Raw genomic sequence first — 18,209 nt, forward strand, 5'->3', positions numbered from 1 at the left:
AGTAAAGTCACAACTAAAATTATTTTGTTGTGGCTTTTTTTGTGCTTAGATTTAAATTGTTCTTTTTTGTGCTTTTCTTTGTAACAAGAGTTGAATAGTTATTTTAAACTTTCAATTACTAAAATTTTTTTGATATTATATGCTTTTTCAATTAAACTCTTTTTTACAATTTTTATGGCACTCCAAGAACGAACATGGCGTGCACTCGCCTTTTGTTTTTTCATTGGTAACCCGATGTTTTTATGACAAAAAAAAGAAACCAGAATATGCTCTTTTAAAAGCGTATCGAAAGGCATTGCTAAAAAACAGAAACACTATCGATGTTACTGATTTTGGAGCAGGTTCAAGAGTTTTCAAATCCAACAAAAGACAGATTTCAAAAATTGCACAAACTGCTGGAATTTCGTCAAAACGAGCTGAGTTATTATGTAGAATTGTTCAATATTTCCAGCCAAAATCAATTTTGGAAATTGGTACTTCCTTAGGATTAGCAACTTCAGCTCTAGCTTTAGGCAATCCAAGAGCCAAGCTCACGACTCTAGAGGGTTGTGTCGAAACTTCAAAAATAGCCAATGAGCAATTACAAAAAAGTAACTTTGAAAATATTACTACTATTACCACCCAATTTGAATCTTTTTTTACATCAAATCAACTCGATAAAAACTACGATTTCATTTATTTTGATGGAAACCATTCAAAAGAAGCAACCTTGGACTACTTCGAACATTTATTACCAACAATAAACAACGAAACCGTTTGGATTTTTGATGATATTCATTGGTCTTCGGCTATGGAAAAAGCTTGGGAAATTATAAAAAAACACCCTCAAGTGAGAGTAACTATCGACACCTATCAATGGGGCTTGGTATTCTTTAGAAAGGAACAAGCCAAAGAGCATTTTGTAATTCGGATTTAAAATTATTTAAACACTTAAATAATTTAAATTTGTTGTAACAATATCAATCATTTGCAGTCCAATCTGCTATCAAGCAAAGTAAACTATTAAACTTCCAACCAATAATGAGCAATCCACTTATCAAAATAACCAATATCAAACGAAATTTTTCATTGGGTAACGAAACGGTTTATGTATTAAAAGGAATTGATTTAGAAATAAATAAAGGCGAATATGTAGCCCTCATGGGACCTTCTGGATCTGGAAAATCTACCTTAATGAATCTTTTGGGTTGTTTAGACACACCAACTTCTGGAAATTATATTTTGAACGGCAAAGACGTCAGTAAAATGAGAGATGATGAATTGGCCGAAATTAGAAATAAAGAAATTGGTTTTGTGTTCCAAACCTTCAACCTTTTACCCAGAACAACAGCCTTGGACAATGTTGCCTTGCCCATGATTTATGCTGGTTATTCAAAATCAGACCGTGTGGCCCGTGCTACTGATGTACTCAAACAAGTTAACCTAGCCGACAGAATGGACCACCAACCTAACCAGCTTTCGGGAGGTCAGCGTCAGCGTGTTGCTATTGCAAGAGCCCTTGTCAACAAACCCTCTATTATCCTTGCAGATGAGCCTACCGGAAATCTAGATAGTAAAACTTCTGTTGAAATTATGAAGTTATTTGGCGACATTCACGCACAAGGAAATACCGTTATCTTGGTGACGCACGAGGAAGATATTGCGGCTTATGCCCACCGAGTTATTCGTTTGCGAGATGGATTGATCGAAACAGATACTACAAAATAATTTACATTAACCAAGCCTATAAATATGTTTAAAAAACCAATTTTATCTTTACTATTCTTATGCTCAATTTCTACTGTTGTAGCACAAGATCCTATTGAATGGAAAGAAGCTTCAAGTAATGGATATACTTACAAGTATGTTACTAATGACGCTACTAAAGCCCGTTTCTATACTTTAAAAAACGGCTTAACTGTAATTTTAAGCCCGACTAAAAAAGACCCTCGTATTCAGGCTTACATCGCTATTAAAGCTGGAAGCAAAACCGATCCCTCTACCAATACTGGATTAGCTCATTACTTAGAGCATATGCTTTTTAAAGGAACGGATAAATACGGAACTTTGGATTGGTCTAAAGAAAAAGTTGAATTAGACAAAATTGACGCTTTGTATGAGCAATTCAACAAATCAAAAGACAGTATCGAAAGAAAAGAAATCTATAAGAAAATCGATCAAACTTCGGGAGTTGCCAGTAAATATTCTATTGCCAATGAGTACGACAAAATGATGTCTGCTATGGGGGCACAAGGCACCAATGCCTTTACTTCTTTTGAGCAAACGGTATATACTGATGATGTTCCAAGTAGTTCTTTGGATAAATACTTAGCCGTACAGGCGGAACGTTTTAGAAATCCAATTCTAAGAATTTTTCATACAGAACTAGAAGCTGTTTATGAAGAAAAAAACAGGAGTTTAGACAATGATGGTCGTAAAGTTTCGGAAGCTTTATTTTCCAACCTATTCAAAAAACACAATTATGGTTTACAAACCACTATTGGAACAGTTGAGCATTTAAAAAACCCATCCTTAATAGAAATCAGAAAGTATTTTAACAAATACTACGTACCTAACAACATGGGCATTATCTTGTCAGGTGATTTCAATCCAGATGAGATAATTGCAAAAATAGACAAGGCTTTTGCTTATATGCAACCCAAAGCAATTGAAAAATATACTTTTGAACCAGAAGCTCCTATAACAGCACCAATAGCGATTGAAGTTGTTGGCCCAGATGCAGAGAGTTTTGCCATCGGTTACCGTCTTCCTGGTAACAAAGACAAAGATGCCTTATTAGCAAATTTAGTTGGACAAGTACTTACTAATGGCAAAGCCGGTTTATTGGATCTTAATTTAGTTAAGAAACAAAAAATGCTTCGCGCGAGCGCATTCAACTACAGCCTGATCGATTATAGTGTTCTTTATTTATCTGCAGCACCAACTACTGGCCAAACCTTAGAAGAAGCAAAAGCATTAGTCTTAGCTGAGATTGAAAATTTAAAGAAAGGAAATTTTGATGATGATTTAATTCCTTCAATCATCAATAACATTAAAAAAAGTAAAATCTACGAAACTGAAAAATACGGAGATCGCGCTAGCAATTTAATGAGCAATTTCACGTCAGAATTAGATTGGAGAGATCAAGTAGCTTATGTAAACGATTTGTCAAAATTAAAAAAAGAAGATATTGTAGCCTTTGCTAACAAATATCTTGGAGACAATTATGTAGTCGTTTTCAAAAGAAAAGGCGAAAACAAAAACAAAGTTAAAATTGAAAAACCACAAATTACTCCTGTTGAAACCAATGCGGACAAACAATCTGACTTCTTAAAACAAGTCAACGCTATTCCAAGCATTGCTTCAACACCTGTATTTTTGGATTACAACAAAGACATTCAGAAATCTAAAATCGAAAAAGCAGAAGTACTTTATGTTCAAAATAAAGACAACTCTATTTTTAGATTAAAATACCGTTATAAAATCGGTACTTTAAATGACTCAAAACAAGCCTTAGCAACACAATACATTCAATTTTTAGGTACCGATAAAATGAGTACTGAACAAATTTCAAAAGCATTCTATAAAATTGCCTGTAGTTTCAATATCTCAAGTGGTGAAGAATATACCACCGTGAGCATTGAAGGATTACAAGAAAATTTTGAAAAAGCAGTTCAATTGTATGAAGAAGTTATTTCAAATGCCAAAGCTGATGAAAACGCTTTAAAAGCTTTAAAAGCAAGGATTGCAAAATCAAGAAAAGATGTAAAAGCAAACAAAAATGCTATTTTACAAGGACTAACTAGCTATGCTACTTATGGCCCAGTAAATAAATTCAACTCTATTTTAACAACAGCTGAATTAGAATCCTTGACAACAGAAGATTTAATGAGTCGTTTGAAAAACATGAACAATTACGAACAAACGATTATTTATTATGGTCCAGCACCATTAACTACTTTTGTAAATCAATTAAAAGCGCTACACAAAGTTCCTGCAACTTTTACTGCAACACCAGCAGCCAAAGTTTTCAAGCCATTGGTTCAAACTCAAAACCAAGTGTTTTTTACCAATTATGATATGGTACAAGCTGAAACGCGTTGGGTAAGAAATACAGAAACCTATGATGCCAATAAAAATGCAATCATTAACGTATTCAATAACTATTTCGGTGGCGGTATGGGATCAGTGGTTTTTCAAACTATTAGAGAAAGTAAAGCCTTAGCTTATAGCACCTATGGATATTATGTAGAACCTGAAAAGAAAGAAGACAACTATCTTGTTTTGAATTATGTCGGAAGTCAAGCTGACAAATTCAAAGAGGCTACAACAGCAATGAATGAACTTTTGAACAACTTACCTGAATTAAGCGAAAATTTAAATTTAGCCAAAGGTCAAGTTAAAAAAGACATTCAAACCGAAAGAATTACGCAAGACAACATTATTTTTAATTACCTAGCAGCAAAGCAACTAGGATTAAAAGAGGATATCAGAAAAAAAACATTTACTACCGTAGATCAAATTTCTATGAATGACCTCAAAACTTTTCACAATAACTTCATAGCCAATAAACCTTACAGTTATGCCATTGTAGCATCTGAAAGTAAGATTGATATGAATGAAATGAAAAAATTAGGTGAAATAAAGAAAGTATCTTTAGAAGAAATTTTCGGATTCTAATTTTTTTATCCACTAAAGAAAGACTGCTTTTAGCGGTCTTTTTTTATATTTACAGCCATCAACAACCATTGATAAAATAAACTTAGAACACTTACTCTAATGAAAGTATATACTAAAACTGGTGACTCAGGAACTACATCCCTATTTGGAGGAACTAGAGTACCTAAAGACCATGCTAGAATTGAAAGTTATGGCACTGTCGACGAACTCAATTCCTATATTGGCCTGATTCGCGACCAAGAAATGGATAATCATTACAAAAACACACTTATTGAGGTGCAAGATCGTTTGTTTACTATAGGAGCTATTCTTGCCACTCCACCCGAAAAAGAGGTACTAAAAAATGGTGAATTGCGTCTAAAAAACTTAGGCATTACTGATCAAGATATTGAATTCCTTGAAATAGAAATTGACACAATGGAAGCTTTATTACCTCCAATGACGCATTTTGTACTTCCAGGCGGACATACTACAGTGTCATATTGTCATATTGCGCGTTGTGTATGTCGACGTGCAGAGCGTTTAGCGGTACATTTAAGTCATAACGAGCCAGTAGCTCCAATAGCAATTCAGTACTTAAACCGACTTTCTGACTATCTTTTTGTATTGGCACGAAAGTTGACCTTGGATTTGAACGCTGAGGAAGTAAAATGGATTCCTAGAAAGTAATTTTTTTCTTAAAAAAAACGTTCTTAACTTTACGCAAAAATAAATCACTTTTTACTTGTTTTATTCCGTAAAAAATTTATTTTTGCACAAATTAAATCGACAAAATATGTATTGGACATTAGAATTAGCATCTTATTTAAGTGATGCACCATGGCCTGCTAACAAAGACGAACTTATTGACTACGCTATTAGAGCTGGTGCTCCATTAGAAGTAGTAGAAAACCTTCAATCTATTGAAGATGAGGGCGAGATATATGAATCAATGGAAGAAATTTGGCCAGATTATCCTACGGACGAAGATTACCTTTGGAACGAGGATGAGTATTAAAAAGTAACCCAAGAAAAAGTCTCAAAAAAGAGGCTTTTTTTTTGTTAGAAATAACACACAATATAAAACAGAAATACAACTAAATCATGAGTTTCATAAACAGCATACTAAAAGTATTTGTAGGCGATAAATCTCAAAAGGATGTTAAAGCTTTACAACCTTATCTAAATAAAATCAAAAGTTTTGAAAGTACTTTACAAGGACTTTCACACGACGAATTGAGAGCCAAAACTGTTTTCTTCAAAGAAAAGATCAAACAAGCAAGAGCTGAGAAAGACGCTAAAATTGCTTCTTTGAAAGAAGAAGTAGAAACCATCTCAGATATCGATAAAAGAGAAGATATATATATCGCTATTGATGCTTTAGAAAAAGAAGCTTATGATATTTCTGAAAAAACTTTAATGGATATTCTTCCTGAAGCTTTTGCTGTGGTAAAAGAAACCTCAAGAAGATTCAAAGAAAACACTACCATTAGCGTTACAGCTACCCCGAAAGACCGCGAATTATCAGCCACTAAAAGCTACATCAACATTGTGGGAGATACGGCTAACTGGGCCAATTCTTGGAATGCAGCTGGTAAAGAAATTACTTGGGACATGATTCATTATGACGTTCAGTTGATTGGCGGAATGGTGTTGCACCAGGGTAAAATCTCTGAGATGCAAACGGGTGAAGGAAAAACATTAGTAGCTACCCTTCCATTATACTTAAATGCACTTACTGGAAATGGAGTACATTTAGTAACTGTGAATGATTACTTAGCAAAACGTGATAGCACATGGAAAGCCCCTCTATTTGAATTTCACGGCTTAACAGTAGATTGTATCGACAATCACCAACCAAATTCTGAAGGAAGAAAAAAAGCCTACGATGCAGACATCACTTACGGAACCAATAATGAGTTTGGTTTTGATTACCTAAGAGATAATATGGCGCATTCGCCAGAAGATTTAGTGCAACGCAAACATAATTACGCCATTGTTGATGAGGTGGATTCTGTATTGATTGATGATGCTAGAACTCCATTGATTATTTCTGGTCCAGTTCCTCAAGGAGACCGTCATGAGTTTAATGAATTGAAACCAAAAATCGAAAACCTAGTAAGTTTACAGCGTCAATTGGCTAATGGATTTTTGGCAGAAGCTAAAAAACTAATCAAAGAAGGTAACACTAAAGACGGTGGTTTCAATTTGTTGAGAGCCTACAGAAGTTTACCAAAAAACAAAGCATTGATTAAATTCTTGAGTGAAGAAGGTATCAAACAATTGCTTCAAAAGACAGAAAATCAATACATGCAAGACAACAATCGTGAAATGCACATTGTTGATGAAGCACTATATTTTGTTATTGAAGAGAAAAATAATCAAGTAGAATTGACCGACAACGGAATCAAATTCCTTTCTGGCGATACGGATGCGGACTTTTTCGTTCTTCCAGACATTGGAACTGAAATTGCGGCTATCGAAAAACAAAATTTAGACAAAGATGCTGAAGCGGAAGCTAAAGAAAGATTATTCCAAGATTTTGGAGTAAAAAGCGAACGTATTCATACTTTGACTCAGTTATTAAAAGCTTATTCTCTTTTTGAAAAAGATGTAGAATATGTAATCATGGACAATAAAATCCTTATTGTTGATGAACAAACAGGACGTATAATGGATGGTCGTCGTTATTCTGACGGATTACACCAAGCCATTGAAGCCAAAGAAAACGTAAAAATTGAAGCAGCCACTCAAACTTTTGCTACTGTTACTTTACAAAACTACTTTAGAATGTATAACAAACTAGGTGGTATGACAGGAACCGCAGTTACTGAAGCAGGCGAGTTATGGCAAATCTACAAACTTGATGTAGTTGAAATTCCTACCAATAGAGGAATGGCTAGAATTGACAAAGACGATTTGATTTACAAAACGACTCGTGAAAAATTCAATGCCGTTATCGAAGATGTTACCGAATTATCTAAAGCAGGAAGACCGGTATTAATTGGGACAACATCAGTAGAGATTTCAGAGTTATTGAGTAGAATGCTTAAAATGCGTGGTGTAACGCACAACGTATTGAATGCGAAAATGCACAAACAAGAGGCTCAAATTGTTGAGGAAGCAGGTAAACCAGGTGTGGTAACTATCGCTACCAACATGGCGGGTCGTGGAACGGATATCAAATTGACACCAGAAGTAAAAGCAGCTGGTGGATTGGCCATTATCGGTACAGAACGTCACGATTCTCGTCGTGTGGACCGTCAGTTACGTGGTCGTGCAGGTCGTCAAGGAGACCCAGGAAGTTCTCAATTCTATGTTTCGTTAGAAGACAACTTAATGCGTTTGTTTGGTTCTGAAAGAGTAGCCAAAGTAATGGATAGAATGGGCTTACAAGAAGGTGAAGTGATTCAACATTCTATGATGACCAAATCTATTGAACGCGCACAGAAAAAAGTAGAAGAAAACAACTTTGGAGTTCGTAAACGTTTATTAGAATATGATGACGTTATGAATGCACAACGTGAAGTAGTGTACAAACGTCGTCGTCATGCTTTACATGGAGAGCGTCTAAAACTAGACATCGCCAATATGTTGTATGATACTTGCGAATTAATTGTCACCAACAATAAATTAAGCAACGATTTCAAAAACTTTGAATTTGAATTGATTCGTTATTTCTCAATTACATCACCAGTTAGCGAAAGTGATTTTGCTAAACTGAATGAAATAGAATTAACTGGAAAAGTATACAAAGCTACTTTAGATTTTTACACCGAAAAAACAGCAAGAAGTGCTAGAGAGGCCTTCCCTATTATCAAAAGTGTATATGAGGATCCAAACAACCAATTCGAGCGCATTGTAGTTCCTTTTTCTGATGGAATCAAATCCTTGAATGTGGTAACTGATTTGAAAAAAGCTTACGATTCTGAAGGAACTCAATTGGTAGCTGATTTCGAGAAAAATATCACTTTAGCGATTGTAGACGAAGCTTGGAAAAAACATTTGCGTAAAATGGACGAATTGAAACAATCGGTTCAATTGGCAGTTCACGAACAAAAAGACCCATTGCTTATTTACAAGTTAGAAGCCTTCAACTTATTCCGTTCTATGTTGGATAATGTGAATAAAGAAGTGATTTCATTCTTATTTAAAGGTGACTTACCTGCTCAAGAAAATCAAAGAATTCAAGAAGCTAAAGAAGTAGCTCGTCCAAAAGACGATTACCAATTGAATAAAGACGAAATCGAAAATAGCGAAAGTATCAATCGTGAGGCAGGGCAAACACAAGCCCGTCAAGTGACTGAAACTATTGTTCGCGACCAGCCTAAAATTAATCGTAATGACACTGTAACTATTCAAGAAGTAGCTACTGGCAAAACAGAAACGATGAAATACAAAAAAGCTGAAAGCTTATTGGCAGCTGGAACTTGGGTTTTAGTAAGCTAAATATTTTAAAATAAGTTTTAAAAACCGCCTCAACTGTGAGGCGGTTTTTTTTTGAAAAATAACTATTTGATAATGTGAAAATTAAAAAACAACGAAAGCTTGTTTATTTATTTTCTTACCTTTAGTAAAACATTTAACAATGAGCAAAAAAATAGTACTGTTTATTTTTCCTTTCCTTTTTTATTCCTGTTGGCCAACAACTGGAGGAGATACTAGTGAACCTGTTTACAAACCTGTTACAATGGAAAGAATCGCATTTGAAAAATCGATAGCTCTCCAAAATCCACAACCTATTATCAAATCTGGAAAAATATACATTAAAGGAGATTTAATGTTTATCAATGATGTCAATAAAGGATTTCACGTCTATGATTATTCCAATCCTAAAAAGCCAACTCTCATCCATTTTATAAAAGCACCTGGCGCCACCGATTTGGCAATCATTGACGAAATCATTTTCATTAACCAAGCTGTAGATTTAGTAACTGCAACTTTTGATAAGAGCAACAATAAATTATTGGTAACCAATAGAAATAAAAATGTGTTTCCTCAAAAAAGGGCTCCTGATGGAAGCTTCGGAAATCCAACAAATAATCAAATAATTATAGACTGGAAATAAATGAAAAAAATAATATCCTTACTAATTATATTTATTGTTCTAGGCTGTTCTGATAGTGACTCAAACTCAACACCAGAGATTGGTCAAGGAGGTTCTTTGGCTGTTTTTACAATAAGAGGAAATTACTTGTATTGCGTGGATGAGATGAAACTCAATGTTTTTTCATTAATAAATCCTCAAAAACCAGTAAAAGTTAATGAAACTCAAATTGGTTTTAATATTGAAACTTTGTTTTCGTTTGGAGACAATTTATATATAGGTTCTAGAAACGGAATGTTTATTTATTCCATAACAAATCCTGAAAACCCGACAAAACTTTCCAGCGTACAACATTTTACCGCATGTGATCCAGTGATTGCTAATAGTACACATGCCTTTGTAACCTTAAATTCAAATGCATTATGCGGCAATAATGTGAATGTTTTACAAGTATATGACACAAAAAACCTTAGCAACCCAAAGCTAATACATAGTCGAAATCTCATACAACCCAAAGGAATTACACTTTTTTCAACAAACTATCTTTTAGTGTGTGATGATGTTATTAAAATTTTCAATATTCAAAACCCAGCCGAACCTGTTTTAGAAAATGTAATTGAAAAAAAATGCTTTGACTTAATTATCAAAAACAACTCTCTTTACGCCATAGGAGATAATGGCGTCTATCTATACGAATTGGATCCAACCGACATTAAAAACATAAAGTTAATTAGTGAAATAAATTTCTAATTCTTCTCAAAATAGCGCACCTCGATGCGTTTGATGTCTTTGATTGATTTTCGTGCCCAATCGAGTCGTTTTTCGAGAATTTGTGCTTCGGTTAATTGCCAAGAAATATCAGAATTGCGCAGTCGATTGGTTAGATTTTGCAAAATAATAGCTGCAGATACTGAAATGTTTAAACTCTCGGTAAAACCTACCATAGGGATTTTGAGAAATCCATCGGCTTTTTGCATGATTTCTTCGGATAAACCTTCTTTTTCGGTACCAAAACACAATGCGCTGGGTTTAGAAAAATCAAAATCCTCCAAATCACAATCATTGGTATGAGGTGTGGTGGCTATGATTTGATAGCCTTTACTTTTTAGCGTGTCGATACAATTATTTACCGAATCAAATGGGGTAATATCGACCCATTTTTGAGCGCCCATAGCGATTTGTTTGTCGATTCGTTTACCAAAACGCTGCTCAATTACATTCATATTTTGTACACCAAAAACTTCACAACTACGCATTACCGCACTAGCATTGTGCATTTGAAACACGTCCTCGACTACCACTGTAAAGTGATTGGTTCTGTTTTTGAGTACTTTTAAGAAATTCTCTTTTCTATTGTCGGTTAAAAATCCTTCTAAATATTCTAGATAATCCAAATCTATCATGCCTGATTTTTTTTTTGGCAAAAATAAGAAAAGTAATTAGTCCTTAGTAATTAGTGATTAATAGTTAGTGATTTGGATTTTGGAATTTGAGTTTTGAGTTTTGGAATTGGGAATTGATTGAAAAAATGATTTTATTTGAGTTGTTTTTTTTGCGTGAGGGATAGTAGCTGGCTACCGAAGTAGCGCGGATAGCCCGACCGCAGCTTCGCAAAGGGGCGCATAACACGCTTGCTGAATGCCCCTTTGTGAAGCTGTGGGCACGCCCAAATAATGGTAAACAAATTAATTTTCGAAAAATGAAAAAGAAATTAGTAGTATTAACAGGAGCTGGAATAAGTGCTGAAAGCGGCATAAAAACCTTTAGAGATAGCGACGGATTGTGGGAAGGACACGATGTAATGGAGGTGGCAACGCCAGAAGGTTGGCGAAAGAATCCGACCTTGGTTTTGGATTTCTACAATCAACGTAGAAAACAATTATTGGAAGTACAACCTAATTTAGCGCATCAGGTTTTGGTGGAATTGGAACAGGATTTTGAGGTTCATATTGTCACACAAAACGTGGATGACTTGCATGAGCGTGCGGGAAGTCAGAACGTTTTACACTTGCACGGTGAGTTGCTAAAAGTACGAAGTATACGAAATGAATCGTATGTTTTGGATTGGTCTGGCGATTTGCAACTGGGCGATTGTGATACGAACGGTTACCAATTGCGTCCGCATATTGTGTGGTTTGGTGAGGCAGTTCCTGCGCTAGAAGCCGCGATTGATTTGGTAGAACAAGCGGATTATATCGCCATTATTGGGACTTCGTTGCAAGTGTATCCTGCGGCAGGACTGACGGATTTTGCACCAAAAAATGTTCCTATTTTTTATATTGACCCCAAAGCGACTACAATTTCGAATTTGAGAAATCCGCTGACTTGTATTGCTATGAAGGCTACAGAAGGAATTCTTGTTTTGCAACAAAAGTTATTGGAATTAGAGAAAAAAACTAAGTCTTGAAAACTGAATACTGAACACTTATGCTTATTTTTGTGCCTTTCGAACAAAAAACACAACAATGACTACTTTAAACGAATTAAATGCCATTTCTCCTATTGATGGGAGATATAGAAATAAAACAATTGCATTAGCGCCTTTTTTCTCAGAAGAAGCGTTGATTAAATACCGTGTTTTGGTTGAAATCGAGTATTTCATTGCCTTATGCGAACAACCTTTACCACAATTAACTGAAGTAAACCCAAATGTATTTGAGAGTTTACGCAACATCTACAAAAACTTTAGTACCGAAGATGCGCTTTGGATTAAGGAAACTGAAAAAGTTACCAATCACGACGTAAAAGCGGTAGAATACTTTATAAAAGACGCTTTTGAAAAATTGGGTCTTTCTGCTCACAAAGAGTTTATTCATTTTGGATTGACTTCTCAGGACATCAACAACACGGCTATTCCGCTTTCGACAAAAGAAGCATTTGAAAAAGTGTATATGCCATCCTTGATTGGTTTAATTGCCAAATTGAAAGAGTTAAGTCAAGAATGGGCTCACGTTCCTATGCTGGCACGTACGCACGGTCAGCCTGCCTCTCCTACTCGTTTAGGAAAAGAACTTGGGGTTTTCGTTGAGCGTTTGGAAGAGCAAATGCGTTTGTTGTTCAATATTCCTTTTGCGGCTAAATTTGGTGGTGCAACAGGAAACTACAATGCACACCACGTTGCCTATCCACAAATTGACTGGAGACAATTTGGTAAAAAATTCGTAGAAGATATTTTGGGATTACACCACTCTTTTCCAACGACTCAAATTGAACATTACGACCATTTTGCTGCTTTTTTCGATGCTTTAAAAAGAATCAACACCATCATTATCGACTTGGACCGTGATATTTGGACGTATGTTTCGATGGAGTATTTCAAACAAAAAATCAAAGCGGGCGAAATTGGTTCATCGGCTATGCCACATAAAGTAAACCCTATTGATTTTGAAAATTCTGAAGGAAATTTAGGCATTGCCAATGCGATTTTTGAGCATTTGTCTGCTAAATTGCCTTTATCAAGACTGCAACGTGATTTAACAGACAGTACCGTTTTAAGAAATATTGGTGTACCAATGGGACATACACTTATTGCTTTTGAAGCGACTTTGAAAGGATTGAACAAATTGTTACTGAACGAAAGTAAATTCCACGAAGATTTAGAAAATAATTGGGCGGTAGTCGCAGAAGCTATTCAAACGATTTTGCGTCGAGAAGCCTATCCAAATCCTTATGAAGCACTAAAAGGTTTAACTAGAACGAACGAAGCAATCACTAAAGATTCTATGCATGCATTTATTGCTACTTTAGAAGTTTCTGATGCAATAAAGGCAGAATTACTTCAAATCACACCAAGTAATTTTATTGGGATTTAATCGTCCAAAAAATATTTTTACCTACAAAAGCTATCCTAACCGATAGCTTTTTTTGGTTTTAACTTTTTGTTGTAGCTCAAAAACAGGATTTCAAAAACGATTTTTGTAAATTAGCCAAAATCGAGATTTTATAATTTTCAAAACCAAAAACAATGAGTGCAGCTGCAGAAGCATCAACCCATCTTGAACCACTAATTACTGATTTGGGGTTAATACTTATGACGGCAGGAATTGCTGTATTACTGTTCAAAAAATTAAAGCAACCTTTGGTTTTAGGCTATTTAATAGCAGGATTTTTGGCTGGGAATAATTTTGATTTTTTCCCGTCGGTTCAAGATATTAAAAGTGTCGAAGTTTGGGCCGAAATTGGAATCATTTTTTTATTGTTCAGTTTAGGACTCGAATTTAGTTTTAAGAAGCTTATAAAAGTAGGAGGAACGGCATCTATTACTGCCATCACTCAAATTTCATTTATGTTGTTTTTGGGCTATACCGTAGGAAAATTACTGGATTGGTCTACTATGGATAGTATTTTTTTAGGCGTAATTCTATCTATCTCATCAACAACTATTATTTTGAAAAGTTTTGATGAATTAGGTATAAAAGTACAACGCTTTGTGGGTAATGTAATTGGCGCCTTAATCGTTCAGGATATCATTGCTATTTTGCTCATGGTTCTTTTGTCTACCATAGCGGTTAGTGAAAATTTCTCGGGTAGTGAGTTATTACAATCTATTTTAAAGTTGGTTTTCTTTTTAGTGCTTTGGTTTTTGAGTGGTATTTTTATCATTCCAACCGTATTAAAAAAAGCCAAGCATTTATTAACCGATGAAATGTTACTTATTATATCTATTGCACTTTGTTTGCTAATGGTAATTTTAGCAGCCAATGTTGGTTTCTCACCCGCGCTTGGAGCCTTTATCATGGGCTCTATCATTGCCGAAACCACTCAAGCCGAACATATAGAACATTTAGTAAAGCCTGTAAAAGATTTATTTGGCGCCGTCTTTTTTGTATCGGTTGGGATGCTTATTGACCCCGATGCTTTGAAAGAACACGCTATTCCTGTTTTGGTTTTATCACTCGTGACTATATTAGGTCAATCCATTAGCTCTACCGTTGGTTCACTTTTATCGGGACAGCCCCTCAAAGAATCGGTGCAAACAGGAATGAGTTTATCACAGATTGGAGAGTTTTCGTTTATCATCGCTACTTTAGGGATTACGCTGCAAGTAACTAGTTCTTTTTTGTATCCAATAGTTGTTGCAGTTTCGGCAGTGACTACCTTTAGCACCCCTTACATGATTAAATTTTCAGGACCTTTTTCAGACTTTTTGAGTCGAAAACTCCCAAGAAAATGGCTTAAAAGAATCGAACGTTATAGCGCGAGTACCCAAGCAATCAAAACAGTTAACAATTGGAAAACTGTTATTAATGCCTACTTGACACAGGTAATTATCCATTCTATAATAATTGTTGCTGTTATTTTACTATCATCAAAATTCATTCTACCATTAGTAAAAGAATATCCTTTTGGAGCAGCTATAGGAGCTTTAATTACATTGGTTTTCTTAGCGCCATTTCTTTGGGCATTATCGTTAAGAAGAGTTGCGGTTGCCGAGGTCAGTATACTTTTGGAAGATCGAAAATCTAGAGGCCCAATGGCCATGTTGTTCTTGTTTAGAATACTAATTGCAATTGTTTACATTGGCTTGTTATTGAATATTTTCTTTTCTCCAAAAACAGCTTTACTTGCGTTTGTAGTGGCTATTATTCTTTACTTTTTGTTCCAAAAGAAATTAAACCGTCAATACCATAAAATAGAAAATCATTTTTTATCCAATTTAAATGATAGAGAAATTACAAAAGCAAAAAGAAGTCGAAGTGATTTATCGCCTTGGGACGGTCATATGGCGGTTTTTGATATTGCAGCCGAATCGAATATTGCTGGTGAAACTTTAAAAAAATTACAACTAAGAGAACAACTCGGAATCAACATTGCTTCTATCAAAAGAGGTGAAATTACCATTCATATTCCTGACGCCAATGAACGCATTTTTCCTGGAGATGAAGTATTTGTGATTGGCACTGATGCTCAAGTACAAGAATTCAAAAAATATTTGGACCAACACGAAATTGAAGCTACACCAGAAGTGAGAGAACCTGATATTGTACTCCGACAAATCGAGTTAAAAAATCATGAGTTTATTGGTAAAAGCATCAAAGAGTCTAAACTTCGCGAAAAAACAAAAGGCCTCGTAGTGGGTGTAGAAAAAAGAGGAATTCGATTCATGAATCCTGAATCAAATATCTTACTAGAAAAAGATGACATCTTGTGGATTGTAGGTGATAAGAAATTATTAACTGATTTGGTTCATGAATAAAAATAACACAAAAAGACTCCGTTTATAAAACGAAGCCTTACTTTGAACATACACTTGTGAAGTTAGTATTTGTTGAAAAAAAAATAATTAAAGTGCCGTTATAATAAATTCACTTCTACGATTCATTTGATGTTGTTCTTCGGAGCAGTTGGACTGATTCGTTGGTTCGCATCCGCAATCGTTAATAAGCTGCGATTCTCCATAGCCTTTTCCTGTTAATCTAGATCCATCAACACCTTTTGAAACTAACCATGCAATTGTAGCCTTAGCTCTTCGTTCTGATAAAGCCATATTGTATTTGGCCGTTTGTCTACAATCGGTATGTGAACGAATATCCAATTTCATTGTAGGATTTTGATTCAAAACATCCAATATTTTGGCCAAATCCAAAGCAGCTTCTTTACGAATATTGGATTTATCTAAATCAAAATAAATCATTTTGATTCCAAAACATTTCCCTAAATCATCACCCACGGCTACTTTACAAACACTACTTTCTAGTTGAATATCGAGTTTCGTTTCGCCTGTAGTTGTTGGAATACTAATTTTCAATTCCTTAGGAGAATACTCCGTTTTGATGGCTCTTACACTATAGCTTTTGCTACATTTTACCTCAAAACTATAATTGCCTGAGCTATCGGTGGTTGTTTCTCCAATAGTGTTATATTGGTTGTCGATCAAAGTAATTGTTGTGTTGGCTAATACAGCGGCTGTTTTACTATCGGTCACAATGCCTTTGAGACTTTGTTTACAGCTAGGTTTGAAAGTGAATTTGTAAATATCGTCAGATCCCAAACCTCCATCGCGATTTGATGAGAAAAAACCATTGTTGGTCTCACTATCTCTGTAGTACCCAAAATCATCTTTGGGAGAATTCACTTCACCCCCATCATTTTCTATAATCCCTATACTACCGTCGTTGTTGATATTGGTTCTAAAAATATCTAATCCTCCTAGTCCAGGATGACCATCTGAGGCAAAATACAGTTGATTGTCTTTGGTTACAAATGGAAAAGTCTCTCTTGCTTCGGTGTTAATAGCTGTTCCTAAATTAATGGGATCTCCATAAGTTCCGTCGCTGTTGATCGATACTTTATATAAATCAGATTGTCCGATGGTTCCAGGTCTATCAGAAGCAAAATATAGGGTTTGCTCATCGGGACTCAAGGCTGGGTGTGCAGAACTGAAATTATTACTATTGAATGGCAATTCGGTTACATTAGTCCATCTTTTATTGACCAAAGTGGCTTTGTAGATTTTGAGTAAAGTAAATTTATTAACATCTTTCCCTCTTTTGCCGTCCAAATAGTCATTTCTAGTAAAATACATCGTACTGCCGTCTTTGGTAAATACTGGTGTAGCTTCATGAAATTTAGAATTGATGTTGGCATCGTATCGCGATGGATTACTCGGACTGAGTTCACTATCTACATTGGCAGCATATAAATTAGTAAAGTGTTTTCCTGTCCAAGCATGCTTATTTTGTATTACTCCTCCTGTATCTCTTGCGGAGGCAAAAACCAATTGATTTTCTACAATGGCACTTCCATAGTCAGAATACTTGGAGTTGATTCCTGCATTATCAATTGTATAACGTCCTAGATTCGATCTGATTTCATTTAAATAATTACTATTGGTTTTCAAACGTTTTACTCGACTATCTCCCGTTGATTTGCTTTCAAATTGTGCCAATACGGTTGCTGCTTCTTTTTCTTTTCCAGTGGCTTTTAGTGATTGAGCATAACGGTAATAATATTCAGGTGCTAATTCTGGCTGTAATTGATATAGCTTTTCATAAGATTGGGCTGCTTTTTCAAAATCAGAATTAAAATAATAGGCATTACCCAATTTCTCGAACATCTCTACAGATTGATACCCTTTGGCAGCCAAACGTTCATAGGTTTGTATCGCATCTACATAGGCATAACTATCATATTTTTTGTCGGCGGAAGCAATCTTGGCTTTTTGAGCAAAACTAGCACTCCAAATAATGGAGGTCAAAGTTAGACAAAGAAGGAACTGTTTTTTCATGATCTAATTTTTAGAAAAATCTTGGAGTAGTAATTTTTTCGTTGTTTTTGAAGATTTCATAACGCAAGAAAACCTCATGTGATCCTGAATTATAGTTTTCTAAATTGGTCGTTTCTAGATCGTATCCATAACCTATATACATGCCATCTGTCACATGAAATCCAACCATTGCACTCATCGCAGCGCTCCATCGGTAAGCCACTCCAACCACTACTTTCTCTACAAACATAAAGTTCGCTGATGCATCTACTTGTAAAGGAGAACCTTTTACTAATTTGGTTAAAAATGCAGGTTTGA

Annotated in this window: 14 protein-coding genes; 11 read left to right on the forward strand and 3 right to left on the reverse strand. The window is 35.2% G+C overall.

The window, feature by feature from the left end; translation table 11 throughout:
- The first annotated feature begins 139 nt into the window (after positions 1–139).
- The 8 genes from WFZ86_RS08515 to WFZ86_RS08550 all read left to right on the forward strand — a co-directional run bounded on the left by WFZ86_RS08515 (position 140) and on the right by WFZ86_RS08550 (position 10,435).
- Entirely contained in the window at positions 140–916 is a 777-nt protein-coding gene (locus WFZ86_RS08515; RefSeq protein ID WP_342691537.1) for an O-methyltransferase, read from the forward strand.
- Positions 917–1,020: 104 nt separating this feature from the next.
- The gene (locus WFZ86_RS08520; RefSeq protein ID WP_342691538.1) at positions 1,021–1,707 is read left to right on the forward strand and encodes an ABC transporter ATP-binding protein; all 687 of its coding nucleotides are present in this window, start codon (positions 1,021–1,023) and stop codon (positions 1,705–1,707) included.
- 24 nt (positions 1,708–1,731) lie between these two features.
- Positions 1,732–4,659: a M16 family metallopeptidase gene (locus tag WFZ86_RS08525; RefSeq protein WP_342691539.1), complete on the forward strand. Its 2,928-nt coding sequence runs from the start codon at positions 1,732–1,734 to the stop codon at positions 4,657–4,659.
- Positions 4,660–4,758: 99 nt separating this feature from the next.
- Positions 4,759–5,328, forward strand: a complete 570-nt coding sequence (locus WFZ86_RS08530; RefSeq protein WP_064715265.1) for a cob(I)yrinic acid a,c-diamide adenosyltransferase — start codon at positions 4,759–4,761, stop codon at positions 5,326–5,328.
- A 106-nt stretch (positions 5,329–5,434) separates the two neighbouring features.
- Positions 5,435–5,656, forward strand: coding sequence for a DUF2795 domain-containing protein (locus WFZ86_RS08535; RefSeq protein WP_007138072.1), 222 nt, complete (start codon positions 5,435–5,437; stop codon positions 5,654–5,656).
- An 86-nt stretch (positions 5,657–5,742) separates the two neighbouring features.
- On the forward strand, positions 5,743–9,087 hold the full coding sequence (secA, locus tag WFZ86_RS08540) for a preprotein translocase subunit SecA (RefSeq protein WP_342691540.1): 3,345 nt from the start codon (positions 5,743–5,745) through the stop codon (positions 9,085–9,087).
- Positions 9,088–9,226: 139 nt separating this feature from the next.
- A complete protein-coding gene (locus WFZ86_RS08545) occupies positions 9,227–9,706 on the forward strand; it encodes a hypothetical protein (RefSeq protein ID WP_342691541.1) in 480 nt (159 codons plus the stop codon).
- Complete coding sequence (locus WFZ86_RS08550; RefSeq protein ID WP_342691542.1) at positions 9,707–10,435, forward strand: LVIVD repeat-containing protein; 729 nt, start codon at positions 9,707–9,709, stop codon at positions 10,433–10,435. It begins immediately after the preceding gene.
- On the opposite strand, the gene WFZ86_RS08555 is transcribed toward WFZ86_RS08550, so the two are convergent.
- Positions 10,432–11,088 carry a TrmH family RNA methyltransferase gene (locus WFZ86_RS08555; protein ID WP_342691543.1) on the reverse strand — a complete coding sequence of 219 codons (657 nt, stop codon included), beginning with the start codon at positions 11,086–11,088 and terminating at the stop codon, positions 10,432–10,434. The two genes, WFZ86_RS08550 and WFZ86_RS08555, sit on opposite strands and share 4 nt — an antisense overlap.
- Positions 11,089–11,384: 296 nt before the next feature.
- On the opposite strand from WFZ86_RS08555, the gene WFZ86_RS08560 reads away from it, so the two are divergent.
- From WFZ86_RS08560 to WFZ86_RS08570, 3 genes are all read left to right on the forward strand, one after another.
- A complete protein-coding gene (locus WFZ86_RS08560; RefSeq protein WP_342691544.1) occupies positions 11,385–12,092 on the forward strand; it encodes an SIR2 family NAD-dependent protein deacylase in 708 nt (235 codons plus the stop codon).
- 58 nt (positions 12,093–12,150) lie between these two features.
- A complete protein-coding gene (gene purB, locus WFZ86_RS08565) occupies positions 12,151–13,497 on the forward strand; it encodes an adenylosuccinate lyase (protein WP_342691545.1) in 1,347 nt (448 codons plus the stop codon).
- Positions 13,498–13,649: 152 nt separating this feature from the next.
- Positions 13,650–15,881 carry a cation:proton antiporter domain-containing protein gene (locus WFZ86_RS08570; protein WP_342691546.1) on the forward strand — a complete coding sequence of 744 codons (2,232 nt, stop codon included), beginning with the start codon at positions 13,650–13,652 and terminating at the stop codon, positions 15,879–15,881.
- 87 nt (positions 15,882–15,968) lie between these two features.
- On the opposite strand, the gene WFZ86_RS08575 is transcribed toward WFZ86_RS08570, so the two are convergent.
- Complete coding sequence (locus tag WFZ86_RS08575; protein ID WP_342691547.1) at positions 15,969–17,912, reverse strand: OmpA family protein; 1,944 nt, start codon at positions 17,910–17,912, stop codon at positions 15,969–15,971.
- A gap of 10 nt (positions 17,913–17,922) precedes the next feature.
- Positions 17,923–18,209 (reverse strand): type IX secretion system membrane protein PorP/SprF (locus tag WFZ86_RS08580; RefSeq protein WP_342691548.1); only part of this gene is annotated, 287 nt, incomplete at its 5' end.

The organism is Flavobacterium polysaccharolyticum (assembly GCF_038739875.1).
Taxonomy (GTDB): Bacteria; Bacteroidota; Bacteroidia; order Flavobacteriales; family Flavobacteriaceae; genus Flavobacterium; species Flavobacterium polysaccharolyticum.

Excerpts from the sequence above, each read along its gene's own strand:
- WFZ86_RS08515 (WP_342691537.1), top strand. The coding sequence starts at position 140 with ATGCTTTTTCAATTAAACTCTTTTTTACAATTTTTATGGCACTCCAAG.
- WFZ86_RS08520 (WP_342691538.1), top strand. The coding sequence starts at position 1,021 with ATGAGCAATCCACTTATCAAAATAACCAATATCAAACGAAATTTTTCA.
- WFZ86_RS08525 (WP_342691539.1), top strand. The coding sequence starts at position 1,732 with ATGTTTAAAAAACCAATTTTATCTTTACTATTCTTATGCTCAATTTCT.
- WFZ86_RS08530 (WP_064715265.1), top strand. The coding sequence starts at position 4,759 with ATGAAAGTATATACTAAAACTGGTGACTCAGGAACTACATCCCTATTT.
- WFZ86_RS08535 (WP_007138072.1), top strand. The coding sequence starts at position 5,435 with ATGTATTGGACATTAGAATTAGCATCTTATTTAAGTGATGCACCATGG.
- secA (WP_342691540.1), top strand. The coding sequence starts at position 5,743 with ATGAGTTTCATAAACAGCATACTAAAAGTATTTGTAGGCGATAAATCT.
- WFZ86_RS08545 (WP_342691541.1), top strand. The coding sequence starts at position 9,227 with ATGAGCAAAAAAATAGTACTGTTTATTTTTCCTTTCCTTTTTTATTCC.
- WFZ86_RS08550 (WP_342691542.1), top strand. The coding sequence starts at position 9,707 with ATGAAAAAAATAATATCCTTACTAATTATATTTATTGTTCTAGGCTGT.
- WFZ86_RS08555 (WP_342691543.1), bottom strand. The coding sequence starts at position 11,088 with ATGATAGATTTGGATTATCTAGAATATTTAGAAGGATTTTTAACCGAC.
- WFZ86_RS08560 (WP_342691544.1), top strand. The coding sequence starts at position 11,385 with ATGAAAAAGAAATTAGTAGTATTAACAGGAGCTGGAATAAGTGCTGAA.
- purB (WP_342691545.1), top strand. The coding sequence starts at position 12,151 with ATGACTACTTTAAACGAATTAAATGCCATTTCTCCTATTGATGGGAGA.
- WFZ86_RS08570 (WP_342691546.1), top strand. The coding sequence starts at position 13,650 with ATGAGTGCAGCTGCAGAAGCATCAACCCATCTTGAACCACTAATTACT.
- WFZ86_RS08575 (WP_342691547.1), bottom strand. The coding sequence starts at position 17,912 with ATGAAAAAACAGTTCCTTCTTTGTCTAACTTTGACCTCCATTATTTGG.